The 26308-nt window shown below is 71.8% G+C and carries 21 protein-coding genes; 8 read left to right on the forward strand and 13 right to left on the reverse strand.

Annotated elements, in window-relative coordinates:
• Window positions 1-113: 113 nt before the first annotated feature.
• Window positions 114-1367, forward strand: a complete 1254-nt coding sequence (locus Q2K19_RS32415; protein WP_302766190.1) for an acyltransferase family protein — start codon at window positions 114-116, stop codon at window positions 1365-1367.
• Here Q2K19_RS32415 and Q2K19_RS32420 read toward each other — a convergent pair.
• The 3 genes from Q2K19_RS32420 to Q2K19_RS32430 are packed head-to-tail and all read right to left on the reverse strand — an operon-like array spanning window position 1330 to window position 4748.
• On the reverse strand, window positions 1330-2346 hold the full coding sequence (locus Q2K19_RS32420) for a TolB-like translocation protein (protein ID WP_302766192.1): 1017 nt from the start codon (window positions 2344-2346) through the stop codon (window positions 1330-1332). The genes Q2K19_RS32415 and Q2K19_RS32420 overlap by 38 nt on opposite strands.
• Complete coding sequence (locus Q2K19_RS32425) at window positions 2343-3620, reverse strand: MFS transporter (RefSeq protein WP_302766195.1); 1278 nt, start codon at window positions 3618-3620, stop codon at window positions 2343-2345. Before Q2K19_RS32425 ends, Q2K19_RS32420 begins: the two co-directional genes overlap by 4 nt.
• Before the next feature lie 12 nt (window positions 3621-3632).
• On the reverse strand, window positions 3633-4748 hold the full coding sequence (locus tag Q2K19_RS32430; RefSeq protein WP_302766197.1) for a DegT/DnrJ/EryC1/StrS family aminotransferase: 1116 nt from the start codon (window positions 4746-4748) through the stop codon (window positions 3633-3635).
• 578 nt (window positions 4749-5326) lie between these two features.
• Between Q2K19_RS32430 and Q2K19_RS32435 the strand changes: the two genes are divergently transcribed.
• Genes Q2K19_RS32435 through Q2K19_RS32445 form a run of 3 tightly spaced genes read left to right on the forward strand, consistent with a single transcriptional unit; the run spans window position 5327 to window position 8368 of the window.
• Window positions 5327-6208 (forward strand): thiamine pyrophosphate-dependent dehydrogenase E1 component subunit alpha, encoded by an 882-nt coding sequence (locus Q2K19_RS32435; protein WP_302766199.1) that lies wholly within the window; start codon window positions 5327-5329, stop codon window positions 6206-6208.
• Window positions 6205-7215, forward strand: a complete 1011-nt coding sequence (locus Q2K19_RS32440; protein WP_302766201.1) for an alpha-ketoacid dehydrogenase subunit beta — start codon at window positions 6205-6207, stop codon at window positions 7213-7215. Before Q2K19_RS32435 ends, Q2K19_RS32440 begins: the two co-directional genes overlap by 4 nt.
• 25 nt (window positions 7216-7240) lie before the next feature.
• Window positions 7241-8368, forward strand: coding sequence for a biotin/lipoyl-containing protein (locus Q2K19_RS32445; RefSeq protein ID WP_302766203.1), 1128 nt, complete (start codon window positions 7241-7243; stop codon window positions 8366-8368).
• 24 nt (window positions 8369-8392) lie between these two features.
• On the opposite strand, the gene Q2K19_RS32450 is transcribed toward Q2K19_RS32445, so the two are convergent.
• From Q2K19_RS32450 to Q2K19_RS32480, 7 genes are all read right to left on the reverse strand, one after another.
• On the reverse strand, window positions 8393-9439 hold the full coding sequence (locus Q2K19_RS32450; RefSeq protein WP_302766204.1) for a glycosyltransferase family 2 protein: 1047 nt from the start codon (window positions 9437-9439) through the stop codon (window positions 8393-8395).
• Window positions 9440-9511: 72 nt separating this feature from the next.
• A complete protein-coding gene (locus Q2K19_RS32455) occupies window positions 9512-12505 on the reverse strand; it encodes a N,N-dimethylformamidase beta subunit family domain-containing protein (protein ID WP_302766206.1) in 2994 nt (997 codons plus the stop codon).
• 399 nt (window positions 12506-12904) lie between these two features.
• On the reverse strand, window positions 12905-14104 hold the full coding sequence (locus Q2K19_RS32460; protein WP_302766207.1) for a hypothetical protein: 1200 nt from the start codon (window positions 14102-14104) through the stop codon (window positions 12905-12907).
• A gap of 32 nt (window positions 14105-14136) precedes the next feature.
• Window positions 14137-14940 carry a glycosyltransferase family 2 protein gene (locus Q2K19_RS32465; protein ID WP_302766209.1) on the reverse strand — a complete coding sequence of 268 codons (804 nt, stop codon included), beginning with the start codon at window positions 14938-14940 and terminating at the stop codon, window positions 14137-14139.
• Between the two features lie 14 nt (window positions 14941-14954).
• Window positions 14955-16427 (reverse strand): oligosaccharide flippase family protein, encoded by a 1473-nt coding sequence (locus Q2K19_RS32470; protein ID WP_302766211.1) that lies wholly within the window; start codon window positions 16425-16427, stop codon window positions 14955-14957.
• Window positions 16424-17791: an O-antigen ligase family protein gene (locus tag Q2K19_RS32475; RefSeq protein WP_302766212.1), complete on the reverse strand. Its 1368-nt coding sequence runs from the start codon at window positions 17789-17791 to the stop codon at window positions 16424-16426. Before Q2K19_RS32475 ends, Q2K19_RS32470 begins: the two co-directional genes overlap by 4 nt.
• The gene (locus tag Q2K19_RS32480; protein WP_302766214.1) at window positions 17766-18749 is read right to left on the reverse strand and encodes a YveK family protein; all 984 of its coding nucleotides are present in this window, start codon (window positions 18747-18749) and stop codon (window positions 17766-17768) included. Before Q2K19_RS32480 ends, Q2K19_RS32475 begins: the two co-directional genes overlap by 26 nt.
• Before the next feature lie 234 nt (window positions 18750-18983).
• Between Q2K19_RS32480 and Q2K19_RS32485 the strand changes: the two genes are divergently transcribed.
• The 4 genes from Q2K19_RS32485 (at window position 18984) to Q2K19_RS32500 (ending at window position 22676) form a co-directional block, all read left to right on the forward strand.
• Window positions 18984-19622, forward strand: a complete 639-nt coding sequence (locus Q2K19_RS32485) for a hypothetical protein (protein ID WP_302766216.1) — start codon at window positions 18984-18986, stop codon at window positions 19620-19622.
• A gap of 183 nt (window positions 19623-19805) precedes the next feature.
• On the forward strand, window positions 19806-21140 hold the full coding sequence (locus Q2K19_RS32490) for a glycosyltransferase family 4 protein (protein ID WP_302766218.1): 1335 nt from the start codon (window positions 19806-19808) through the stop codon (window positions 21138-21140).
• A complete protein-coding gene (locus Q2K19_RS32495) occupies window positions 21137-22003 on the forward strand; it encodes a glycosyltransferase family 2 protein (RefSeq protein ID WP_302766219.1) in 867 nt (288 codons plus the stop codon). Before Q2K19_RS32490 ends, Q2K19_RS32495 begins: the two co-directional genes overlap by 4 nt.
• A complete protein-coding gene (locus Q2K19_RS32500; protein WP_302766220.1) occupies window positions 21984-22676 on the forward strand; it encodes a polysaccharide deacetylase family protein in 693 nt (230 codons plus the stop codon). The genes Q2K19_RS32495 and Q2K19_RS32500 overlap by 20 nt, the downstream gene beginning before the upstream one ends.
• A gap of 6 nt (window positions 22677-22682) precedes the next feature.
• Here Q2K19_RS32500 and Q2K19_RS32505 read toward each other — a convergent pair whose 3' ends face one another.
• The 3 genes from Q2K19_RS32505 to Q2K19_RS32515 all read right to left on the reverse strand — a co-directional run bounded on the left by Q2K19_RS32505 (window position 22683) and on the right by Q2K19_RS32515 (window position 26242).
• On the reverse strand, window positions 22683-23615 hold the full coding sequence (locus Q2K19_RS32505; protein ID WP_302766222.1) for a glycosyltransferase: 933 nt from the start codon (window positions 23613-23615) through the stop codon (window positions 22683-22685).
• 30 nt (window positions 23616-23645) lie between these two features.
• Complete coding sequence (locus Q2K19_RS32510) at window positions 23646-24719, reverse strand: GNAT family N-acetyltransferase (RefSeq protein ID WP_302766225.1); 1074 nt, start codon at window positions 24717-24719, stop codon at window positions 23646-23648.
• A 170-nt stretch (window positions 24720-24889) separates the two neighbouring features.
• Window positions 24890-26242, reverse strand: coding sequence for a UDP-glucose dehydrogenase family protein (locus tag Q2K19_RS32515; RefSeq protein ID WP_302766226.1), 1353 nt, complete (start codon window positions 26240-26242; stop codon window positions 24890-24892).
• Window positions 26243-26308 lie beyond the last annotated feature (66 nt).

The raw sequence follows: 26308 nt of genomic DNA on the forward strand, positions 1-26308 counted from the left end.
CGGTCCCAATACGGCAAAGCGGTTATGGGGTAACAGATTTCCGGCCCGTCGGTGTCGACTTCCCGACCGAGGAAAACAGCTACCCTGCTCCCCCGCCGTGGTTGACTTTCGCCGTGGTGGCGGGAATCCGGGCAAGGCAGAACCTCGCCTCTGCCTTTTCATCGGCGGACAACAGCTTCGGCTTTCTGCGGCTGATGTTCGCCTTCGCCGTACTCGTGTCCCATTCGCTGCCGCTCGGCTTCGGCGCGGACGACCCGGGCGCCGGCCTCACGAACGGCCAGACGGCGCTCGGCGAGATCGGAATCCTGGGCTTCTTCGTCATCTCCGGCTTTCTGATCACCCGCAGCGGCACCCGGGTCCCGGTCCTGCGCTACCTCTGGCACCGTGGCCTGCGGATCCTGCCGGGCCTGTGGGTGTGCCTGGTGGTGACGGCCTTCGTCTTCGCCCCGATCGTGTCCCTGTGGGAGCGTGGCACGCTCCACGGCCTCTTCGGCGCCGCCGACGGACCGTTCCAGTACGTCGTCAGCAACGCCTTCATCGCGATCCGGCAGTACGGCATCTCCGGCCTGCTGCTCGACACCCCGTACGGGCAGCGCACCGGCACGTCGGTCTTCGACGGCTCGCTCTGGAGCCTCCTCTACGAGGTGCTCTGCTACCTCCTGGTCGCCGGGTTGGCGGCCGTCGGGGTGCTGCGCCGGGCCCGGTGGCTCGTGACGATCCTCGCGCTGGCCGGGGCCGCCGTCCTGCTGCACGACCTGCTCCGGGCGCCGGAGATCCCGGGGCCGCAGGGCGTGCACGGCCCGGTCTTCGGGGTGGGCGGGCTGGACAGCTACTCCCTCGTCTACCTGACCTACGTGTTCCTCCTGGGCGCCGTCTGCCAGCTCTACCGGGAGCGGATCGTCCTGCACGACGGCCTCGCCGTCGCCGCCGCCGCCGTCGTGGTCGCCACCACCCAGTTCGGCGCGTTCGCGGTGCTGGGCTATCCGGCCTTCGCCTACCTCGTCCTGTGGCTGGCGGTCCGCCTGCCCCGCTGGACGCGCCGGGTCGGCCGCCGGCACGACTACTCCTACGGCTGCTACATCTACGCCTTCCCGGTCCAGCAGCTCCTGGCCCTGGTGGGCGTGCCACGGCTCGGCCTGATTCCCTACGTCGCGATCTGCACCGTTGCCACGGTCGCGCTCGCCGTCGCGTCCTGGCACGTCGTGGAGCGGCCGGCGATGGCGTTGAAGGGCTGGTCGCCCCGCCGTCGGGACACGACGAAGCTCGCCCGACCAGCGCCGGAGCCGGCGACCGGGAAGGTGCCGGCCGCCGTCGGGGCGGAGGAGGCGACTACCGCACGACCGCCGGCGACCACGCATCGCGGATGAACAATTCGGCGACGCCGCCGCCGTCCGCGCGCACGACCCAGAGGTCGCTCGTCGACGGTCCCTCCCCGCTCCGCGGCAGGCCGTAGATCACCCGGCGGTCGTCGAGCCACTCGATCTGGTCGTCCACGCTGCGCTGCTCGGCCAGGGTGGTCGACCGGCCGCTGGCGAGGTCGTACACCGCGATCCGCCAGTGCCCCGGCGCCTGGCCGGCCCGCGTCTTGACCGCGATCCGGGTGCCGTCCGGCGAGAGGGACGGGCATTCCGCATCCTCCCGAAGCGCGACGAGTCGCTGTTCGCGAAGGCTGCCCCGGACGAGCCAGGTCCGGCCGCCCGACGCCGCCGTCGCGTAGAAGGTGTCCCCGTCGGCGAACGTGACCCCCCAGAGATTGCGGTCCGCGGCCGCCACCCGCCTGCCGTCGACGATCAGCTGGAAGTGCTCGATGTTGCTGGAGTGCCCGTCGGCGACCCTGGTCACGAGGGTCTCCGTGGAGAACTGGCCGGGGGTGGAGTAGCTGTGCCCCGCCACGAAGGTGGTCGTGGCCACGAGCGACCCGTCGCGCGACAGCCGGGTGCGGCTCGGCACGCCGGCGAGCGGCAGCTCGCGGGTCACCGTCCAGTCGGGACCGAGGACCTGCGCGCGGTACGTGGTGACCAGGCCGGGCTTGGCGTACAGGCACACCGCCTCGCCGCGCCGGGCGTAGACCCGGTCGCAGGCGGCCGGGGTGAACGCCCGGGGCCCGGCCGGGTCGCTGAGCGGGACCACCGCCACCCGCCCGTAGTCGTCACCGGCCGCGGTGCTGCGGAACACGACATGGGCGCCGGCGGTCACCGCCGCGACGTCCGGACCGGTGGGCACCGGCGGCGCCGCCGCCACGACCTGGGTCTGCTCCCGGCGGACGGAGTAGATGTAGCCGACCGTGCCGAGCAGGGTGACCAGGACGATGACGGCCAGGGTCCAGACCCGTACCCGCCCGCTCATCGCTGCTCCTCCGCCGCCGCGTCGGCGTCGGGCACCGCCACGGGATCGGGGCGGTCCCGCCCCGACAGCAGCCAAGCGGCCATCACCACTCCCGTCATCAACAGGCCGGCCAGCAGGCAGAGCGCCGCCTGGCGGCCCAACAGCTGCCACAGACTGCCGAAGGCGAGCGCGCCGGCGAACCGGGCGATCACGACGACGGTCTGGGCGGCGGCGATACCGCTCCCCCGCGCGTCGCTGGTCACTCGGCGGCTGACCAGCGCGGCGAGCACGCCGTCGGTCGCGGCGTAGAACGTACCCAGCAGGACCAGGGCCGTGGCCGTCCCTCCCAGGCCGCCCAGCGGTGCGGCGGCGACCAGGTACGCGACGAGCAGCGCCAGGTGGCCCCCGACGAAGACGCGCGCCCGCCCGACCCGGTCGGCGAGCCGGCCCAGCGGGATCGCCAGGGCGAGGTAGGCGACGTTCGTGCCGACGAACAGCAGCGGGAAGTAGCTCGCCGCGAACTGGTCGCGATCCTGCAGGGACAGGTAGACGAAGCCGTCGCCGATCGTGAACAGGCCCAGCACGCCGGCGGCGATCAGCGGACGCCGGAGCCGCGGACCGGTCAGTTCCCGGAGCACCCGCCGTACCGGCAGGGCCGCCGTCGGCCGGCGCCGGTCCGGCACGAAGAGGACCATGACGGCGACGCCCAGCACGGCGAACGCGAACGACGCGACGAAGACCGCCGAGTAGCCCCCGGGCAGGAACCACAGCAGCGAGAACGCCACCAGCGGACCAGCGGCCGCGCCGATGGTGTCCAGGGTCCGGTGGACGCCGAACGAGCGGCCCAGCGTGCGCGGATCCGACGCATCCGCGATCAGCGCGTCCCGTGGCGCGGTACGCAGCCCCTTGCCCAGCCGGTCCGCGGTCACCACCGCGGTGACCGCGCCGAGCCCGTGCGCGGGCAGCATGGCCAGCCGGCTCGCGGCCGAGAGGGCGTAGCCGGCGGTGGCGACCCACTTCGGCCGGTGGGACCGGTCGCCGAGATACCCGCCGAAGATTCTGACCAGCGCGCTGGCGCCCTGGTAGAGCCCGTCGACCAGGCCGTACGCCAGCACACCGAGCCCGAGCTCGGCGGTGAGATAGACCGGCAGCACCGCGGCGACCATCTCCGACGAGACGTCGGTGAGCAGGCTGACGACGCCGAGCAGCACCACGGTGGCGCCGACCCGGGGCAGCCGGCTGCCGCGCTCGCCGGCCGGATCCGCGCCGGGGCGGTCCCGGACCGATACGTACATGGCGGGGGCGCGTCAGGCCACTGACCGCAGCGCGGCCGCGAGCGCGCGCGCGACGGTTGCCTGCTGCTCGGCGGTGATCTGCGGGAACAGCGGCAGGGAGAGAATCTCGGTGGCCGCCCGCTCGGCCTGCGGGAAGCTGCCCGGGCCGTACGGCAGGTCCGCGAACGCCGGCGTCAGGTGGACCGGGTAGGGGTAGTGGATGCCCGCGCCCACACCGGCCTCGTTCAGCCGCCGCAGCACCTCGTCGCGGCGCCCGGCGCCGCCGGGGATCCGCACCACGTAGAGGTGCCACACGTGCTCGTTGCCGGCGAGGACAACCGGACGCGTCACGTCGAGGGGCGCGAGCAGTTCGTCGTAGCGGGCGGCGGCGGCCCGGCGGGCGTCGTTCCAGGCGGCCAGGCGGGTCAGCTTGGCCCGCAGCACCACCGCCTGCAGCGCGTCGAGCCGGCTGTTGACCCCGATCATCTCGTGGACGTACTTCACCAGGCCACCGTGGCTGCCCAGGGTGCGCACCACGGTGGCGAGTCCGGCGTCGTCCGTCAGCACCGCCCCGGCATCGCCGTACGCCCCCAGGTTCTTGCCGGGGTAGAAGCTGGTGGCCGCGACGCCGCCGGTGCCGGCTCCGACGCCGGCGCGGGTGGCGCCCTGGCACTGCGCGGCGTCCTCCACGATCGCGACGCCGCGGCCGGCGAGTCCGGCGCGGAGCCGCTCGACCGGGGCGAGCTGCCCGTAGAGGTGCACGGGGACCACCGCCCGGGTGGCCGGGCCGACGGCGGCCAGGGTGGCGTCGACGTCGAGGAGGTAGGTCGCCGGGTCGATGTCGACGAGCACGACGCGGGCCCCGATCCGGGCCACGGCCTCGGCGGTCGCGACGAACGTGTTCGCCGGCAGCACCACCTCGTCCCCGGCCCGCACGTCGGACGCCCGCAGGGCCAGCTCGACCGCGTCCGTGCCGTTGGCGACACCGACGCAGTGCTGCACGCCGGAGAACCCGGCGAACTCGCGCTCGAACGCCGCGACCTCCGCGCCGCCGACGAACGCCGTGTTCTCGATGACGCGCTTGAAGCCGGTGCTGACGTCCTCGGCCACTTCGGCGTGGGCGGCCCGCAGGTCGACGAGTGGAATCATCTGGCGCTACTCCATCTGCCGCGATCGCGGCGGGCAGGGGTCGATCAGCGACCGGGCGGACCCAACGGTGACCGGACGGCCCGGCGCCTCGGTCGGCAACCGGTCGGTGCGGGTGGCGACCCGGTGCGGACGCCGGTCGCACCGGCCGACCCGGCAGGCAAGCTACCAACTGAGGCGGGCGGCGGAGGGACCGTGACGGGTATCCGGCAGAACCGTTTTCGTCACGCCCCGGGCCGTGCCGACTGGGCTAGTGTGCCAGCGACGGCAGCGCGCCGGAGCCGCCGCACGGCCACGGGCCGTTGTCCATTCAGTCGGATTCCCGAGATCCCCGTCGACACGGGATGGATAAAGGTTTCTCCTGCCGAATGGACGAAGCCCGGTAACGTGGCCGCGGCAGGCCCGGTCAATGCGAACCATGGCACCGAGCGTGCCGTGCGGAAATAGGAAGGCGGACAGTGTCGACGGCAACCACATGGCGCGGCGTGAATCTGGCCGAACCTGATCTCTGGCCGGCGGCTGGTGCTGATCGCACCGCCTCGCCGCACGTTCCGGGTCCTGTTGACGAACGGCTCATCGGATTGCCCGGCGAATCCGACGAGCGCCGGCTCTACCGGCGCATGCGCTTTATCCGCCGCTTCGAGGAAACGCTGCTCTCGCTCTTTGAAGAGGGCGTCCTGAATGGCACGACCCACGCGTGCATCGGTCAGGAGGCCGACGCGGTGGCGGTGATGGAGCACCTGGTCGAGGAGGACCACGTGTTCAGCAACCACCGCTGCCACGGTCACTACCTGGCCCGCACCGGCGACGCGCTGGGGCTGCTCGCCGAGATCATGGGCAAGGACGCCGGGGTGTGTCGGGGCATCGGCGGTAGCCAGCACATCTGCGCGCCCGGCTTCAAGTCCAACGGTGTCCAGGGCGGCATCGTCCCGGCCGCCGCCGGCATCGCGCTCGCCGGCCAGCTCGACGGCAGCCGCCGGGTGAGCGTCGTGTTCATCGGCGACGGCACCCTGGGCGAGGGGCTGCTCTACGAGACGTTGAACATCGCCGCGCTCTGGCGGCTGCCGCTCCTCGTGGTCTGCGAGGACAACCGGTGGGCGCAGAGCACGCCGATCGGGGCCAACCTGGCGGGCAGCATGCCGGGCAGGTTCGAGGCCTTCGGCATCCCGGTACGCGAGGTCGACAGCACCGACGTGCTGGAGTTGCGCGAAGCCGCCGGGGCGGAGGTCGACGCGGTCCGCGCCGGAGCCGGTCCCCGGGTCCTGCTGATCCACACCTACCGGCTGTGCCACCACTCCAAGAGCGACGACGAACGTCCCGCCGAGGAGATCGCCGCCCGATGGGCCGTCGAGCCGTTGCTGGTCCACGGTCGCCGACTGGGCGACGACGAACGACGGATCATCGACGGCGAGGTGGAGACCGCGCTGGCTGAGGTGGTCGCGACGGCGAGGGCGCTGCCGTGATCTTCGCCAAGGAACTGAACGACACGCTGCGCGCCTGCCTCACCGCCGACCCCCGGGTGCTCGTGCTCGGCGAGGACATCGCCGACCCGTACGGCGGAGCGTTCAAGGTGACCCGCGGGCTCTCCACCGCCTTCCCGGACCGGGTCCGCACGACGCCGATCAGCGAGGGGGCGATCGCCGGGATCTCCGCCGGGCTGGCGCTGGCCGGCTACCGGCCCATCGCCGAGATCATGTTCGGCGACTTCCTCACCCTCGTCTTCGATCAGGTCGTCAACCACATCGCCAAGTACCAGGCGATGTACGCCGGCCAGGCGACCTGCCCGGTCATCGTGCGCGCCCCCGCGGGCGGCCACCGGGGATACGGTCCGACGCACAGCCAGAGCCTGGAGAAGCACTTCCTCGGCGTGCCGCATCTGCGGGTGGTCGCCGCCTCGCTGCTGCACGACCCCCGGACGGTCTTCGCCGAGTTCCTCAGCCAGGACAGCCCGGTCCTCTACGTGGAGCACAAGCTGCTCTATCCGCAGCATCTGACCGTGCCCGAGGGCGGTCGGTGGGGCGACCTGCTGGCGACGCAGGATGCCACCCCCGGCATGCTGCCGACGGTCTGCCTCTCCGCGGTGCCCCGCGAGGACTGCGCGGCGACCGTGCTGGCCTACGGATACCAGGCCATGCTCGCCGCGAAGGTGGTCGAACGGCTCGCCGTCGAGGAGGAGATCTTCGTCGAGCTGCTGGTCCCCGCTCAGCTCGCACCGATGGACTGGGCGCCGGTCGAGCGCTCCGTCGGCGTCACCGGACGGCTCGTCACCGTGGAGGAGGGCAGCGGCGGTTGGTCCTGGGGCACCGAGGCGGCCGCGACGATCTCCCGCCGGCTGTTCCGCGAGCTGCGTTCCCCCGTTGACGTCGTGGCCAGCGAGCCCACCGTCATCCCGTCAGCCAAGGCCAAGGAGAGCCGGGTCCTCGTCGGCGAGGGCCGGATCGAGGCGGCGCTGCGCGCCGCGGCCGCCTGAGCCCAGGGCCCGTAGAGGAGAGAGTGTGAAGCCGGTAATCGTTCCGACCAGCGACGTCAACAGTGAGCACGGCGTGCTCGTGGCGTGGTTCGTCGACGACGGCGCCAAGGTGGACGCGGACACCCTGCTCGCCGAGATCGAGACCAGCAAGGCGGTGCTCGAGGTCGTCGCTCCCGAGGCCGGCATCGTGCTGCACCTGGCCGAGCCGCTCCAGGAGGTCCCCCTCGCCGAGCCGATCGCCATGCTCTTCGAGACGTCGGCCGACCTCGCCGAGTACGTGCGCGAGCGGGAGACCCGGGCGGCGGCCGCGGCGGCGGCTCCGGCACCCGCCCGGGCGAGCGCCAAGGCCGTGCAGCGGGCCGCGGAACTGGGCGTCGACCTGGCCACCCTCCAGCTCGGACGGCTGATCACCGTCAAGGACGTCGAGGCGGCCGCCCGGGAGGCCGGTGCCGGGCCGGGCAACCTCCCGACGCCGCTGGCGGCCGAGCCCGGGCTGCAGCGCATCCTGCTGATCGGCGGGGCGCTGGGCGCCACCCAGGTCCTCGACATCCTGGCCGGATCCGCGACGCAGCGGGCCGTCGCCATCGTGGACGACGACCGGCAGCGGTGGGGCGCCGACGTGCACGGCGTGCCGATCGTCGGCGGAACGGACCGGCTCGCCGCGCTCTTCGCCGAGGGCGCCTACGACGCCGCGATCATCGCGATCGGCACCTCGGTGGAGACCCGGCGTCGCTTCCGGGAGGTCTGCGCGGCGGCGGGGATCCCCCTGGCGAACGCCATCGATCCCACCGCCAAGATCGCCACCGACGTGGTCCTCGGGCAGGGGAACATCATCTGCGCCTTCGCGCACCTCGGCACCGGGGTACGGATGGGCGACAACAACTTCCTCTCCGCCTACAACTCCTTCGACCACCACAGTCGGATCGGCTCCGACAACGCCACCGGCCCGTCCTGTGTCTCGTCGGGCAAGGTGACAGTGGGCGACCGGGTGCGCCTCGGGACCGGCATCTTCATCGAGCCGGACGTCGTCCTGGGTGACGGGGTGGTGGTCGCCTCCGGCGCGGTCATCGTCCGATCGGTGCCGGCCGAGCACGCCGTCAAGACGAAGGTCGTCACGACGACGGTGGTGCCGCAGCGACGGCCCGGGCGGTAGCACCGCCCGGGCCGGGGTGGTGGGTCAGATGCCGCGCCGCTTCCACGACTGCCACCAGAGCCACTCTCGGCCCTTGGCGGCGACCGCGGTGAGCACCAGCGGCTGAAGGTACGGCATGACGGCCGGCCCGATCCGCTTCCGCAGGCGCAGGCCGCGGTACTCCGGCAGTGCGCGGTACTCCGGCCAGCACTCCGCGGCGAACGCGATCAGCTCGCCCTCGGGAACGCTCGCGGTGCGCCCCCGGTCGTAGGCCCGCACCGCGCGCCGCAGGGCGTAGCGGGCGAGGCGCCGGCGCACCATCGCGTCGAGCCGGTCCGCGTCGGGCAGCAGATCGCCGCAGCGTTGCACCACCGCGTCGTACGCGGCCTTCCGCTGGCGCAGGTCGTCGAGCTGCCCGGCGTAGTCCGTCTGCGACATGTTCGCGCCGTGCAGGCGGTAGTACGCCTGATCCGCCCCGCGCACGTGACCGACGTCCGCGTGCGCCGCCAGCCGCATCCACATCTCGATGTCGCCGGCGTGCGGCAGCTCGGGATCGTAGCCGCCCACCTTGCGCTGCAGGTCCGTCCGCACCACGACCTCGGGCGAGGTGATGCAGCCGGTGGCCTCGCGGAACCGTCGCTCCAGCCACCACTGCCCGGGCCAGACGCGGTGGCCCAGGTCCCGGGTCCGGGCCGGCGGCGGCGGGCCGGGGTGGGTGAAGTGCACCGGGCGCCCGTAGACGAAGCCGACGTTCGGGTTGGCGTCGAGCACGCGCGCCGCCCGGGTCAGGGCGCCCGGCGTCAGCAGGTCGTCCGCGGAGAGCAGGACGGTGTAGTCGCCGTCCGCCCACTCCAGCAGGCCCTCGTTGTAGGTGGCGATGTGGCCACGGTTGGTCTCGTGGACCCGGACCTCGACCCGGGGGTCCGCCGCCGCGATGGCACGCGCCTTCTCGGCCGAGTCGTCCGGCGAGGCGTCGTCGATGATGAGCACGCGTACGTCGACGCCGGGCTGGTTGTCGAGCACGCTGCGCACGCATGCCTGGAGATAGTCCCCGTACCTGTAGCAGGGGATGACCACGCTGACCGTACTCACTGACACCCTTCCGTTGGCCCGTCCGCGCCGGTGCCGCGGGCCCGCACCGCTCCGGTGCGGGCCCGCGGCCGGTCACGGGGTCGTCGTGAAGACCACATCAACCCAGTAGTTCGCCGAATTCCAGGTGGAGGTCGGGAAGGCGACACCGGAACCGGCCCGGAACAGGCCGTTCCCGCCGTTCGGCGAGTCCGCCACCGCGGTCAGCGGATAGGACACCGTCGGTTGGGTGAACTGGTTGCTGGTGTAGGCGTACCGGCCCACGTCCGTGTGGTACGAGACCACGTACGGTGTGTCGGCCGTGATGGCGACCGGCTGGTCGAAGAGCAGCGTCTGCCAGCCGCTGCTGCTCTCGTTGGTGAAGGTTCCGGTGGCGAGCTGGGTGCCGGTGTTCGACCAGAGGGTGCCGGTGTGCGTCCCGGTGTTGGCGCTGCCCTTGTAGAACCGCACGCCCGTCACGTAGCCGTCCAGCGCCGAGGTGAACCGCATGCCCAGCTCCAGGGAGTTGACCTCGGAGGCGCTGGGGATCGCCGGCACCACGGAGTCGTTCCAGACCGAGCACGGGCAGCTGACCGACGTGCCGGTGGTGAAGGTCCAGGTGTACGGCGCCGGCATGGTGTTGCCCCAGGCGTCGGTCGCCCGCACCGAGGCGGTGTAGGTGGTCGACGGGGTCAGGGCGTTCTGCGGCTGGATGGTGACCTTGCGGGTGGTGTTGTCGTAGTGATAGCCCGCCGCCACGGATCCGCCGCTGGAGGTGAGCGCGTACTCGATGCTCTCCGGGTCGACGTCGTGGCTGAAGGTCGCGCTCAGCGTGGTGTTCAGCGCGACGCCTGAGGCGCCCGCCGCGGGCGTCTTCGCGGTGATCGTCGGTGGCTCGGTCTCCGCCCCGACCGTGTCGACGACGACGTCGACCCAGTAGTTGGTGTTGTTCCAGCTCAGATTCGGGAAGCCGCCGCCCGAGCCGTACCGGTAGACGCCGTTCGCGCCGTCCACCCCCGACTGCAGCAGCCGTACCGCCGACAGCCCCGCGCCCTGGTTGGCGAAGTAGTTGCTGGTGTACGAGTAGTGCCCGGTGGGCGTGTAGTACGACGCCACGTAGGTGGTGTTGGCGGCGACCGGCACGGGGTTGGCGAAGGTCAGCGTCTGCCAGCCGCTCGCGGTCTCGCCGGTGAAGGTGCCGGAGGCGAGCAGCTGGCCCGACGAGGTCCACAGCTTCCCGACGTGCGTGCCGGTGTTGGTGCTGGCCTTGTAGAACTTGACGCCCGTGACCGAGCTCGGCCCGCCGACCCGGAACTTCACGCCGAGCTCGTTGGGCGAGGCGTCGAAGGAGTCGATGTTGCTCGGCACCGCGGTCGGCGGGTAGGCCGTGCAGGGGCACTGCTGCGGTCCGACGGTCACGCTCCGGGTGGTGACCGCCCCGATGTTCAGGCTGTCGTCGGAGGCCCGCACCATGATCTGCGCGGGACCCTGGCTGCTCGGGGTCCAGGTGTAGGACCAGTTCCCCTGCCCGGTGGCCGCCGCCCAGGTGCTGCCGCCGTCCGTGGAGACCTCCACGCGGCCCAGCTGGCCGCCGCCGACCTCCGCCGCGGTTCCGGTGACGGTCACCGGGGTGAGGACCGGCAGGGTGGCGCCGGCCGCGGGCGCGGTCAGGGTCACCGCCGGCCCGGTGGTATCGGTCGACTTGGTGGCGGCGACCAGGTTGGCCTGCCGGGTCAGCGGCTGGGCGTCCATGTCGGCGAGGAGGTTGACGGTCGCCTGCTGCATGCGCTGGTCCTCGGTGCTGGGCAGCATCGTGTGCAGACTGCTGAGACCCCACGACCACTGCACGGTGCCGGCGCCGAAGACCAGCGCCCCGGAGGACTGGTCGCGATAGGCCATCAAGCTGTGCGTGGCTGTGCCGTTCCCGTAGTTGTTCCCTTCGTCCAACAGCAGTGTGCCGTCGGTGATGGCGAGCGTCGTCGAGGAGAAGGCCACCGCGCCCGGCGGGCGGACCGCATTCTCGACGTCGGAATCCCACTCATAGCCGAGCGTGCCGACGGGGAAGGTGGCTACCTGCCCGGATGCCAGGTTGTTGATGGACGGGATGTTCCGCCACAGGCGGAGATTCCGGTACGCGGCCGGGACCGTGATCGCGTCGTTGCGGTAGCCGTTGACGCTGAAGATGGTGCCGGTGAGCTGGTTGGGCGGGGTGGCGCCGCCGGAGCCGGCCCCCACCGAGTCGACCCAGGTGCCGGTCCACTGCCCGCTCGGGTCCGCGATCCCGTTCGGCGGGTTCTGCCGCATCTTGGTCATCTTGTAGCAGACGAGGGTGCGGTTGTCCCCGCCGCCGCTGGCCACCGAGGGCTCCAGGCGGGTGCGCCAGAAGACCTCGTTGCCGCTGAAGAAGGCCAGGTTGACGCCGGCCTCGCGGGCGGCGACCACGTTGTTCCACTGGGCCTGGTTCCAGTACTCGTCATGCCCGGAGGACATGAAGACCCGGTGGTCGAGCAGGCTCGCCGGCTTGGTGCTCACGTCGATGCCCGAGGCGTAGCTGACGTCGTACCCGTTGCGCTCGAGCCAGTAGATCATCGGGTACTCGGCCGAGAGGATGCCGTTGTCGCCGGCGATCCGCATGGGACGGTTGTAGCTCACCTTGTAGGCCCGGCCGTCGTACGCCGGCCCGCCCCCACCGTAGAGGTCCTGGCCGCCCCAGTCGTTGTACGCCTGCCAGGTCTGGTCCGAGGTCTGCACCAGGATGTCGGAGTGGTTCGCCGGATCCACGACGACGAACGGAACGTGCGCGAAGCCGGCGCCGTTCGGCTGGTCGAGCGTCGCAAGGTAGACCCCGGAGACGGCGTCGGACGGCACTGTCCAGGTCACGTTGGTGGTCCAGTTGCCGCAGTCCACCAGGCCGGTGCCCGTGTCGTGCTGGCACGCCGGCTGGGTCCGGGCGGCGAAACTGCTCGTCGGTGAGGTGGGCATCCGCCGCGCGCCGGCGCCGCCGTAGTAGCCGAGTCGGTAGATGTCGACCTGGAAGGTGGTCGGGGACTGCACCTTCAACTGGAGCGTCTCGCCCGGCTGCACACTCATCCGGGTGGCGAATCCCTCGACATCGCCCCAGGCATCTTCGCCGTACCAGTCGTCAAGCGGCGTGCCTGCCTTGGAGTTTTCACAGACAATGGGGTTGGAGCCGGTGCCACACGGATCGGACACGGCTGAACTCGCTGACGCGGGAATCAGCACCAATGCTGCTCCCGTCACCGCCGCTACCGCGGCCCGAAAAACCCGAGACCTCATACGGATCGCCTGCTCCTCGAAGGATGGCCGCCGGACGCTACTGAGAGTACGTAAGCGCCGGGGAGATACCAGATCTGCAGGTGTCGCGCCGCGACGCCATTCGGACAGATTCCCGCCGAGTATCGGCCGACAATCGTTCGCCGCCGCGCAGCCATTCGGCTCACCGCGCGCCACCGACCGGGCGGATTCCCGTCAGGACGGTCGGGGTACGGCCTTACCGCTGGGCGTCCCGTCGATCGAACCCACGACATTGTTGGACCACTCCGCATACGTGACCGAACAGTCCGAACCGCATTGGCTGGTGTGCCCCCAATGGGTGGGTCCGAAGACATTGTCGCGCAGCCGCAGGCCGATCCCGTCCTGGGCGTACAGGCCGAACGCCCCGAGAGAGATGAAACTGTCACGCACCAGGTAATTGCGCAAAGTGGAGCCGCCCTGACTCTGGGTGAACAGGACTGCGGTGATCGCCTTCCAATAGCCCGGCACCTCCTTTCCGGTGAAGGCGTCGACCCCAGGCTCCAGACGGCTGTTGCTGATGGTCACCGGCCCGCTGCCGCCGTACGGAAAGACGCCGCCGGTGTGCGCCTGGGACGGGTCGGCGAGGTGGGCGATGTAGTTGTCGTGCAGCCAGCTCCGCTCGATGGTGACGTGCGCACCGCACAGGCACATGCCGCCGGTGTTCGCCACGTCCACGCCGCTGATCCGGATCGTGCAGGTGGCGCAGTCGTTGAGCGCGTGGTCGGTCAGCGCGGCGTTCTGCTGCCCGCCGCCGACCGGCTCCGGCCGGATGGTCGTGTTCCTGATGTTCAGCGTGAGGCGGCCGGCCGAGTTGGCGTTGACCAGGATCGCCCGGTTGGCCGAGCCCGGCGGCGGGGCGATTATCGAGTTCGTGATGTTGACCGTGCCGTGGCAGTCGGTGCCGATGTAGATGAAGGCACGGAAGTAGATCCGGTCCAGATTGACCGTGCCCTTGCAGTCGTACAGGTCCCACTCCTTGCTGGCCCGGTCGTGCGGTTCGTACACCCGGTAGCCGCGTGGCACCGGCAGCTGGGCGTCCGACTGCCGGTAGCGCCCGACGCCCGGTGCGCCGACCGAGAAGCGGGCCGGATAGCGGCCACCACCGGTGGGATCGGCGGCCCGCGCCGTGGCTGAGGCGGGTGCGGAGCCCGCCGCGGTGGGGGTCGGCGCGGGAGCGACCGGCACGGTGCGGGTCGGGGTGGGCGTCGCCCCGGCGGCGGGGGCCGCCTGGCACCGCGCCGGGGTCGCGCAGCCGGTCGGCTCGGCCGCGCCGCGGTCCAGCGCCACCACCGTGACGGCGGCCCCGACCAGGAGCGCGCCGGCCGCGGCCAGGATCGGCCAACGCCTGGCGGTGCTCCGCCTCTTCCCGGGCATCGACACCCGACCTCCTTCCGGCCGCGCCCGACCTACGTCCGCTCCCAGGCCGTCCAGTAGCTGTTCGGGTTGATCACATAGTCGACCGTCGGCTCGGGGATGTGCTCCACCCGGTGGCGCCGGCTGAACCGGTAGATCAGCTCCCAGTCCTCCTTCGGCGCCACCGTGGAACTGCGGCGCAGCCGGCTGAACACCAGGTCGGACGAGCGTCTCGCCACGAAGGGGTTGGAATCCAGGAAGCACCTTTCCCAGGCGAGCCTGCGGTCGAACGCCACGGAGAGAATGTCGCGTTCGAGCCCGTCCGGCGTCACCCGGCGCATCGCGGTGTAGACCCCGTCCGGCCGTGGGCGCGACGGGTCATCGCCCTGCAACCGGGCGAGCGCGGTCTCCAGGTGGTGCGGATGCCAGGCGTTGTCGTCGTCGAGGAACGCCACGAACCGGGAATCCGTCAGGCCCATCCCGATGTTGCGGCTGATCCCCAGCACGTTGATGTTGCGGCGCAGGCTGACCACGTGCAGGCGCGGGTCGACCGGGAGATCGGGGATCTGGCCGCCGCCGTCGTCGACCACGATGACGACGTTGTCGGTCACGGTCTGGGCCAGCACCGACTCGACCGCCCGCCGCAACCCGTCCGGCCGCTTGTAGGTCAACACGATCGTCGCCACCAGGGCACGGGGCTTGACGCCGCCGGGCAGCGTGGCCAGCAACCGGGCGATCTCGGACCGTTCGAACCGGTAGAGCCCGACCGCGGTGTGCCCGAGCAGCACCTTGTTGCGCAGCTCCTCGAGGGGCAGCCAGCCGTAGGTGGCGCGCAGGCGCCGCTTCACCCAACCCATCTATGAGTCTCCACTCAGCTCTGTGCGACCGCCGCCAACGGCTTCGTACCGTCCGGGTCCGCCTCGCGGGGTTGCGACCGATCCCCCCAGCTGCCGCCCAGCAGCGGCCGGACGAAGGGCAGATAGACCACCAGGGCGGCCAGCCCGATGACCGCCAGCGGGAGGAAACCGCCGCCGAGGAGGAGGTGCATCCCCCAGACCAGGACGCCCACCGTCACCCCGCCGAGCGCCGGCCGGACGCAGGCGCGCAGCATCAGCGCGGGCCGGATGCCCAACCGGGACAGCACCACGACGAAGACCGGCGCGACGAGCAGACCGGCCACCACCACCTGCCCGGCGGCCACGCCCGCGATGCCGCGCCAGTGGGCGGACAGCAGGAGCACCGGCGTCAGGCTGAACAGCCACCAGGCCTGCATCAGCATCAGGGTCTTGCGCACCCGGGTGGCCAGGCAGTCGTACGCCAGGTCGACGGCGACCCGGATCAGTCCCAGCGCCACCAGGAACTGCAGTGCCACCGCCGCTCCGGCCCACTGGTCGCCGTAGACCAGGCGGATGACCGGGTCGGCGAGCACCCCCAGCAGCACGCAGAACGGCACCGCGGCGGCCAGCACCACGGCCAGCGCCCGCTGGAATCCGGCGGCGAACGCCTCCGGCGAATCCGCGAGGCGGGAGAAGCCGGCGTACGACACCCGCCGCACGGTGTCCGAGACGATCCGGACCGGCCAGCTCGACATGTTGAAGGCCATCGCGTACAGGCCGAGCGCGGCCGGACCGAGCACCGAGCTGACGACGACCGAGTCGACGTTGACGATGCCGAGGGTGAGCAGACTCGCGGAGGCCAGGGGAAGCCCGAACCGCAGCAGCCGGACAGCCTGCGTCCGGTCCCAGCCGAACCGCAGCATGTCGGGGGCGCAGAGCGCGAACCCGACCAGCGCCACGATGTTGCCCGCGAGCGAGCCCCACGCGAACGCCATCGCCCCCATGCCGGCGGCGGCCAGGGCGATGGTGACGGCGGTGTTCACGAGGAAGTTGGCGATGTCGACAACGGTGCGCCTGAACTGCTGGAACTCCCGGTTCAGCTTGCCGATCGGCACGCAGGCGATGCCGTCGATGACCACGGTGAGGCAGAGCAGCCGCAGCATCCCCGTCGCCTCGGGCGAGCCCAGCAGGCGCGCCACCGTCGGCGCTGTCACGAAGATCAGGAGATAGAAGGCGCTGCTGGAGACGGTCGACAGCGTCAGGACGGTCGGCGCGAACCGCTTGATGTCGCCGTCCCAGCGCACGAGGGCCAGGCTGACGCCCATCTCGTTCAGGGAGAGCAGCATCGCCAGGACCAGCAACCCGACGGCGTACAGGCCCCACTCGTACGGCCCGAAGAAGAGCCGGGCCAGCACGACGCCGGTCGCGAAGGTGCCAAATCGACGCACGATGGTGTTGATCATGCTCCATCGGGCCGCCGCAGCGACCTTCTGGTTCAAGTCCGTCACGGAGCCGGATCTCCCCTCTGGAGCTCCTCGGAGCGGGCGATGCCGAGGTACGCGCCCGAAAGACCGAGAAACAGGAACGTCGTCCCGGCCACCATCGGAAAGCTAAGCGTGTCGAAGGTGAAGGTCACCACCAGCATCACGAATCCGACAGCTACGAAGGCCTGGCCGGTCTCCCGGCGGCCCGGATCGGTGAACCGCCGCCGGCCGGCGCCGCCGCAGTGCAGCGTGGTGACGTAGACGAGGACGATGCTCGCCACGCCGACGACGCCCATCTCCAACAGGGCGAGCAGATACTGATTGTCGGTGTAGCGGTACATCAGCGGCAGGAAGGTGCCGAAACCCCGGCCCGTCCAGGGCCGCTCGACGATGTAGGCGTTGACGCTCGCGCTCGTCGCGGTGCGGGACTGGGTGCTGTTGTCACCGCCGTTCAACATCGCGGTGAAGAGGCCCATGATCGTCACGAAGAGGCCCGGCAGCACCAGCCTGGCCACGGCCAGCGACGGCAGCACCGTGGCGAACGTCCACCCGATCCGCCGCGCGTTCCAGGTCGGCAGGAGCACGAGCATCGCCACGACCAGTCCCACCACGGACGTCCGGGAGACGGTGGTGATGGCGCCCATCGCGATCAGCACGACCGGCGACCAGCGGCGCATCGCCTTGCGCTCACCGCCGTGGAACGCCTGCTGGAGGGCGAACGGCAGCGCCAGGGCCATGACGGTGGCGAGTTCCAGGGTGTTCGCGGCGGTCGCGGTGGGCCGGACGAAGGCGCCCCGGGTGACCAGTTCCTGGGCCCCGCTCGACATCCCCGGGATCTGGATCCAGGCGGTCAGGCTCGTCCCCAGCACGAACTCGCCCAGGGCGACGACCGCGATGACCGTGCAGCACCGCACGAAGACCCGCAACAGCCGGTCGAGGTGGTCGTAGTTCCGCACCGACGTGGCGAGGAGCACGATGGACGCCCACACCACGAGTTGGATCAGGCCCCGGTCGGCCGCGCTCACCTCCAGCGGCTCCGCGTCCCGCCGCGCGGCGGCGACGTAGCTGAGCAGCACGGCCACCGCGACGCCGAAGAGAGCGAGCCGGGGCGCCCGGGTGAACGGCGCCGGCCGGACCCGCCGCATCAGCCAACTGGCGAGGTACCACACCAGGCCGACGAGGACGAACAGGTTCGCCACCGTCCCGGTCGCCCCGATGCCCGGGAAGACCAACCGGGACGGCACGAGCATCAGGAGAACGACGTAGACGGTCAGCAGCGAGTGCGGCCCCAGGCTGGCGATGCGCTGCTGGGAGAGGTAGATCCGGCTGGCTCGCCGCGGCGCCGGGACCGCGGCGGGACGGCTAGCTTCCGTTAAGCCGGTCGGCATTCCGGCCTCGGTGGTAGGACCTCTCGGAGGACCGGTAGGTGGTGGACGGCGGGGCCGGCGGGGTCTTCCACGCCCCGCCCTCCGGCCTCGGGGCCGGGCTCGTCGGGGGCCGCACGAGGATCACCGTCTCCTCGGCCCCGCCGGGCTTGGCGCGACCCTCGGCCCCGTTCTTCAGCACCGCGGGCCGGACCTGGACGGTGGGCTCGTCCCGCGCCGGGCTCGGCGGCTGCTGTGGTTGCCGGGCCGGCGCCCGTCGGCCGGGCACGCCGGCGGAGCCGGTGCCAACCGTGGTGGGCGCCGCGGCGGTGGCGGGCGCCGGCGCGGCCAACTCCTGGCGTCGGCGGCGGGAACGCGCCACGCTCTCCACCACGAACGTCAGCAGCAGGGCGAGCGCGGTGGTGCCGCCGCCGGCCGCGATCACCACCTTGAGCTTGTCCTTGAGCTGCGGTTCGGGCTTCTGCGGCGGGATGATCTCCGTCATCCGGACCATGTCCTGCGACTTGACACCGTTCTCCGACTGGATCTTCGCCAGCTTGTCCTGGGCGAACCGCGCGATCGTCGCGGTCGAGGCGAGGAGGTGGTCCTGGTCGGTGCCGGTGACGGTGAAGGTCAGGAAGGGTCCCTGCGCTCCCTCGGCCAAACCGACCTCGAAGTCCTCGGTCACCCCCATCTTGAGCAGGTCCGCCTGGGCATCGGTGGACTGGAGGCTGCGACCGAGGAAGTCGGCGGTGGCGACGAGCGAACCGTTGAAGTTGAGGAACGGGTTGTCGTTGTTCTCCCCCGGCGTGGCGGCGTCGGTCGCGGCCGGCGAGCTGAGCAGGCTGACGGTGGTGGTCGACTGGTACGAGGTCGGCACCAGCACGAAGGCGGCCATGCCGAGCCCTACCGCAAGGACGAGCATGGGCAGGAGGATGTACCAGCGGGCGCGAGCCACCGAGATGATCTCGCCTAGGTCCACGACGCCCCTCCAACTTCTCTAGGACGTCAGTCGTCGGTAATTGAATGAGCTTTCCACGACACCGCGGACGGTTCCGCGCCCAAGGTCGAAGTCAAGCTATACGCACCGGAGGCACGACGGCTACCGCCGATCCGGTCGAGTTGCTTGCTGCATTCGTCCATGCCCCGTGGCATCCTCCACGCCTGAGGTGTCCCACAGCATAAGCGGCGAGCGGACCAGAAAGGACCCGAAGGCGTGTATTTGTCTGATGTCTTCGCGACGCTCCGTCGGCGGTGGTATCTGGTCGTCGCCGGCCTGGTGGTCACCGCGCTGGCCGGCCTGGGCGCGACCCAGGTCACGCCGCGTTACCTCGCCTCCGAGGTCGTCGTGATGCAGCCGCCGGTCTCGACGTACGCGCCCAACCCGATGACCGGGCTCTACCCGTCGATCTCGATCACCGGAGCGGCGGTGGCGCAGCGGCTGAGCACGCCCGACGCGAAGGCTCGCCTGCGGACGGCGGGAGTGACCGGACCGTACGCCTTCCAGCCCCGCAACACCGGCACCAACCAGGAGCCCCGGTACGTGATCGGCTCGATGACCATGACCACGGTCGCGTCCGACGAGGAGAGTGGGCTGCGCGCGCTCGCCGTCCTCCGGGAGGCCTTCGACCAGGAGCTCAAGAGCTTGCAGGACCGGTGGAAGGTGGCTCGGCAGTTGCGCATCACCACCGCCGTCCTCGTCCCGCCGAGCGCGACGCTGCAGCCGCACTCGCCGTCGCGGGCGCTGGTCGGCGCCGGGCTGCTCGGCGTCCTCGCGACCCTGGCGGTGACACTCTGGACCGACGAGGTCATCCGCCGCCGCGCCGGTCGCCGCTCGGTTCGCGCCACCCGGTGACCCCGGGTCCGCACCGGGGTCGCCGGCGTCGCCGCAGGCCAGGGCCAACGAGCGAGATCATTCGATGAGCCCTCTGTAAACATCCCGACACGCCGGGCAACCCAACGGTTGATTGTTTCCGTAATCAGCGGCGGGAAGCGTACGCAGGGAATCAGCTCGTACGTGAACCGAGGTGACCCGGACGTGAACAATTCCCGGCCCCATATCACCATCCTCGTGGCCAACCTTCCCGCCGAGCGCGATCGCCGAGTCATCAGGGAATGCCTGAGCCTGGAGGCAAATGGCTTCGACGTCACCGTCATCGCGCCCCGTGGCGACAAAAAACTGCGCACTTTGCCGGGCAGTCGAAACACTCGGCTACGCCCCTATCCGGTTTTTGTCTACGGCCACGGGGTACTTTCGTACGGCGTCGAGTTCGGCTGGTCGTTTCTCTGCATCGCCGTCCGGCTGCTGGCCGAGCTGCTCAGTGGACGGGCGCACGCGGTGCAGGTGTGCAACCCGCCCGATGTCTACTGGCCGCTGGCGCTGCTGCTGCGGTCCCTGGGCCGCCCGTGGGTCTTCGACCACCACGACCTCTGCCCCGAGGTCTACGCGTCCCGCGTCGGCACCCCGAACAAGTGGGCCTTCCGGGTCCTCCGGGCCTTCGAGTGGCTGACCCTGCGGACGGCCACCGAGGTCGTCGCCACCAACGAGTCGTTCAAGGACAACGCCGTACGTCGGGGCGTCGCGCCGGAACGGGTGACGGTGGTCCGCAACGGTCCGACCCGGGGGGAGATCGCCGAGCCGGGCGAAACCACCGAGCCGGCGGATGGTCAGCAGGGCGACCAGAAGGTGGTCTATCTCGGTGTCTTCGGTCCGCAGGACAACGTGGAGGGAGCCGTGCTGGCCGCCGAGCAGCTGGCCCGTCGCCGCGGGCGTGCCGGTTGGCGCCTGGTGCTCGCCGGCGACGGTGAGAGCATGCCGGCGCTGACCAGCCTCGCCACGGACCGGGGCCTGACGGACGTCGTGGAGTTCACCGGCTGGCTCGACGGCGGGGCCGTGGACGACCTGCTGCGCACCGCGACGGTCGCGATCCAGCCCGACCTGCCGACCCGGATGAACCAGCTGTCCACCATGGCCAAGACCGTCGAGTACCTCGGCCGCGGCGTGCCGGTCGTGGCGGTGGACCTCCTCGAGACCCGCCGCAGCGTGGGTGACGCCGGCGCCTACGTCCCCACCGGCGCGCCGGAGGAGTTCGCCGAGGCCATCGACGAACTGCTGGACGATCCTGCCCGCCGGGCGCAGATGCGGGCCGTCGGGCTGGCCCGCTTCCGGGAGACCCTCGCCTGGGAGCACCAGGCCGACGCCTACGTCGCGGTGTGGCGCCGGCTCCTCGCCAAGCGACTGCCCCACGGCGTTGCGGCGCCCGCCTCCCCCGCCGGCGTGGCGGCCGGACCGGCCACGTCGCCGGCGGGCGACGCCGCGCCGGCCGAGCAGCAGCCGTCGGCGGCGACCGAGGCCCGGGTATCGGCGCGGTGACCAGCATCGTCATCGCCGCCCACAACGAGCGCGCCGTCATCGGCCGCTGCCTCGACGCCCTGCTGGCCGAGGCCGCGCCCGGCGAGTTCGAGGTCACCGTCGTCGCCAACGGCTGCACCGACGAGACCGCCGCCCTCGCCGCCGCCCGGCCGGGGGTACGGGTCGTCGAGCTCGCCGAGGCCGGCAAGCCGGCCGCCCTCAACGCGGGAGACGACGCCACGCGCGGATTCCCCCGGATCTATCTCGACGCCGACGTCGTGCTCTCGACGCAGGGGGCACGGGCCGTCGCCGCGGCGCTGGCCGGACCGCACCTGGCCGCGACGGTCCGCCGGGAGCTCGACCTGACCGGCCGGCCGCTGCTGGTCCGCGCCTACTTCAGCATCCACCGCCACCTGCCCGTCTTCCGGGACGGTCTCTTCGGGCGCGGCGTGATCGGACTGTCCGAGGCCGGCCGGCGTCGCTTCGACCGGTTCCCGGCGCTCGTGGCCGACGACCTCTTCCTCGACTCGCTCTTCGCGGCGGACGAGAAGCGGCAGGTCGACACGGTGAGCTCGCGGGTGGCGACCCCGCGCCGCACCCGGGACCTGGTACGCCGGCTGAGCCGGGTCCGCGGCGGCAACTCGGCCATCCGTGCCGCCGCCGACCAGGGCCGGGTCGGGGCCCGCGTCCGCCCCGCGGCCCGCCTCTCCTGGCTCCGGGACGTGGTCCTCCCCCGGCCCTGGCTCGCCCCGGCCGCGCTCTGCTACGTGGCGATCACGGTTTTCGCCGCGCTGTCCGCCCGGGGGCACGGCGAGGGTGCCGCCGGTTGGGCGCGCGACGACTCATCCCGACAGGAAGAGGCGCATGCCCGAGTCCAACGGTAGGCACGTGCCGACCGGCACCACCGTCAACATCTGCTTCCACGGCATCGGCGAGCCGCGCCGGGATCTCGAGCCCGGCGAGGAGCGCTACTGGATCCGGCCGGACCAGTTCCACGCCATCCTGGACGACCTGCTCACCTGGCCGTCGGTGCGGATCAGCTTCGACGACGGCAACCTCTCCGACGTGCGGATCGGCCTGCCCGGGCTCACCGCCCGCGGCCTCTCGGCCGAGTTCTTCGTCCTGGCGGGGCGCCTCGGCACGCCCGGCAGCCTGGACGCGGACGACGTACGGGAACTGCGGGGCCACGGCATGACGATCGGCACGCACGGAATGCACCACCGCTCGTGGCGGGGGATGGACCAGCAGACCACGTACGACGAGCTCGTGGCGGCCCGGGACCGCCTCGCCGAGGTGGTCCAGCGGGACGTCACGACGGCCGCCTGCCCGCGCGGGCAGTACGACCGGCGGGCGCTCGGCGAACTCCGGCGACTGGGCTACACCGCGGTCTTCACCAGTGACCGCCGGCCGGCCCGGCCGGCGGCGTGGCTGCAGCCGAGGTTCAGCGTCCGCCGCGACGACACGCCCGCCACCCTGCGGGCGGCCGTCGGGGCGAGCCGCGACTGGCCCCGACGGATCCGGGGCGAGCTGGTGAGCGTGGCCAAGCGCTGGCGGTAGCCGGCGTCAGCCCGCGGAGTGCACGGTCGCCGGCCCCGGCACCTCCCGGATCTTCGCGGGCCTGAGCAGGTCCCGCGCCGCCGCCCGGCTGGTCTGCCGGCCCAGCAGGGCGCGGCTGGCCTCCCGCGCCAGGAGCACGAACCAGTAGGCGGCGGTGCGCGGCAGGCCGTGCCGGCGACGGTAGAGGCGTACGCGATTGAGGGTGAGCAGCGCCCACAGCCTCGGGGAGTGCCGGGAGTCACCCTCCAGGTGCACGGCGCGGGCCTCGGGTACGAAGCGCGTGACGAGGCCCGCGTCCCGGGCCCGCAGGGCGAAGTCGGTCTCCTCCGAGTAGAGGAAGAAGGATTCGTCCCACGGCCCGCACCGCTGCCAACACTCTCGACTGATCAGCATCGTGGAGCCCTCGGCCCAGTCGGTGACCGTTTCCCGGGCGTACCGGCGGTCGTCGGTCACCACCTCGCCGATGACGGCGTAACGGCCGGCTCTCCGGGCGCCGAGAACGGCGTCGCCGAGGGCGCGGAGGATGGTGGGTTCGCGGCGCAGCGTGGGGATGAGCGCGCCGGCACCGTCCACGATGTGCGGCACCGCGATGCCGGTGCCGGTCGTGGCGAGGGCGGCCAGCAGGGTCTCGACGCAGCCCGGCCGGAGCCGGACGTCGGGGTTGAGCACGAGCACCGCGGCGTGCGGCGGTGCCGCGGCGACCGCCGCGTTGATACCGGCGGCGTAGCCCGCGTTGCGCCCCATCTCGACCACGGTCGCCGCGGGGGCCAGGCGGCGCAGGGTGGCCACGGTGCCGTCGGCGGAGGCGTTGTCGGCGACCGTGAGGTGCCAGGACAACGCGCCCAGCCCCGGGCCCAACGCCGCGAGGAGATCAGGCAGCAGCCGCTCGCTGTTGTAGGTCACCACAACGACGGCAACCCTTACCTCGGAAAGGCTCATCAGGTGCTCCCAGCCATGAAATGCCGCCTGTCACCGCTCGTGCAGGCGGGCGCGGAGACCGCGCAGGAGTCGGCCCGTCCCGCCGCTGCGGAGTCGAGCCCCGACGGCGCCGGTGCGCACGGAGTGCGCCAGCGCGGATTGTGCCCGCCGCGCGCCGGCCACCGCCCACGACCGGCCGACGCGCCCCTCGGCCACCGGCACCTCGTCGTTCGTCAGCCGGTTCTTGTAGAGCGCCTCGGACTTGCCGAGGTCGATCTGCTCGATCCCGTCGGCCGCACCGGCCTCGGCCATCCGGAGGCAGAGCAGGATGCCGGCCGAGTGCCGCGCGAGGTCGACGTCGTACGCGGGGAACCAGTAGGCGAGCACCGACCGGCTCCGCAGCCCGAGATGGGCGGCGACGGGCTGGTCTCCGGCGTAGAGCGTGGAGACCACGGCCCGGCAGTCGGCGGAGGACTGGGACAGCTCCTCCAGCACCGCCTGGATCCACGGCGTCCGGAACCGGTCGTACTGCTGCGTCCGGCGGTACTGGGCCGACTTCCAGCGCCGCAGCGCGAGCAGCGCGTCCTCGCTGCGGTCCGCCCACTCGAACCGCTCCTCGCCGAGCTCGCGCACCATGCGGCGCTGCTTGCGCAGCGCCTGCCGGATCAGGTTCCCGTCGGTCATCCGGTCGTCGACGTAGCTCTGGTAACCCTTGGACAGGTCGATGATGGGTGACCCGGCCACCCGAGCCTGGTACGGCGCGAAGGGCGCCTGTTCGGCCAGCAGATGGTCGAACTCCCACACGGCCAGCCCGCACGCCTTCAACAGCCGGATCGGATCCCAGTCCAGGCCGGGGCGGTGCACCAGGCCCTGACAGTCGGAGATGCCGGCGCCGATCGGCACCCCGATGACCCGATGCCGCACCTCGTGGGGGAAGAAGCCGACGATCTCCGGGCCGTCCTGGAGCACCGCCACCCGGGCGGTGGGCCGGCTACGACCGACCGCGAGGGTGAATTCCGGGGCGAGGAAGGGATTCTGCAGCCTCGGCTGGGACTCCTGCATCTGCCGCCACTCGGCGACCTCGGCCGCGCCGAGCTCACTCGGACGGACAACGGAGATCTGCATCGGTCGCCTTTCCCGGGACAACGCCGTTCTCGCCGCGGTTCATCGTGCCCGCTCCCGGAGGAAAGGTGAACCGCGGCCGGTGTCGGTTAGCCGTCTGCACATGTGGACCCATGGTTGCCCGTCGGCACCGTTCGGACGGCCGGGCCCAGCCGTCGGTACGCTCCGGGGCTTCACGGGCGGCCAAGGGCCCGGTACTCCCAACCCGCCGCGCGCCATCGGGCCGGGTCCAGGGCGTGCCGGCCGTCGACGATCCGCGGCCTGGCCACCACCGTGCCCAGCGCCGCCGGGTCGATCTCCCGGAACTGCGACCACTCGGTCAGCAGCACCACCACGTCCGCGCCGGTCGCCACGTCGAAGGCGCTGTCACCGTACTCGAGCGCCGGATACGCCCGGCGGGCGTTGGCCATGGCGACCGGGTCGAAGACCCGGACCCGCGCCCCCGCCTGGTGCAGGGCGCTCGCGACGTCGAGCGCGGGCGCGTCCCGGATGTCGTCGGAGTTCGGCTTGAACGCCGCGCCCAGGGCCGCCACCCGTACCCCGCGCAGGTCCCCGCCGGCGAGTTCGCGGACCAGGTCCACCATGCGCCCCCGGCGGCGCTGGTTGATCCCGTCCACCTCGCGGAGGAAGGCCACCGCCTGTCCCACGCCCAGCTCCTCGGCCCGGTGCATGAAGGCGCGGATGTCCTTGGGCAGGCACCCGCCACCGAAGCCCAGCCCGGGGCGCAGGAACCGGCTGCCGATCCGCTCGTCGAGCCCCAGCGCGGTGGCCAGGTCGTGGACGTCGGCGCCGCTGGCCTCGCACACCTCGGCCATGGCGTTGATGTACGAGATCTTGGTGGCCAGGAAGCCGTTCGCCGCGACCTTGACCAGCTCCGCGGTCTGCGGATCCGTCACCAGCACCGGGCAGCCCTGGTCGATCACCGGAGCGAAGACCTCGCGCAGGCGTCGCTCGGCCCACCGGGAGGTGACGCCGAACACCAACCGGTCCGGCCGCATGGTGTCGTCGACGGCGAAGCCCTCGCGGAGGAACTCGGGGTTCCAGGCCAGTTCCACGCTGTCGCCGGCCGGCGCGACGGCGTGCATCAGGTCGGTGAGGCGGGCGGCGGTGCCGACCGGAACCGTGGACTTGCCGACGACCAGCGCGCGCCGGTGCAGGCCGCGGGCCAACGTGACCAGCGCCGCCTCGACATGCCGCAGGTCGGCCGCGTACGAGCCGGCCCGCTGCGGGGTGCCCACGCAGAGGAAGTGGACGTCGCCGAAGTCGGCCGCCTCCGCCAGCGAGGTGGTGAAGCGCAGCCGACCCGAGTCCAGCGCCTTGACCAGCAACTCGGGCAGCCCGGGTTCGAAGAAGGGCACCTCGCCGCCGGCCAGCCGCTCGATCTTGCTCGCGTCGACGTCGACGCCGAGCACCTGGTAGCCGAGGGCGGCCATGCACACCGCGTGGGTGGCCCCCAGGTAGCCGGTGCCGATGACGGTGAGCTTGGGCCCAGTGGTATCCACCGGTTCGGTGAACCCGGTGTCCATGCGTTCCTCCAGACGGATCGGGACGCGACCGGCAGCGCGTCCGCCGGTCGTGCGACGACAGGGTGC

This window comes from Micromonospora sp. NBRC 110009 (assembly GCF_030518795.1).
Lineage (GTDB): Bacteria > Actinomycetota > Actinomycetes > Mycobacteriales > Micromonosporaceae > Micromonospora.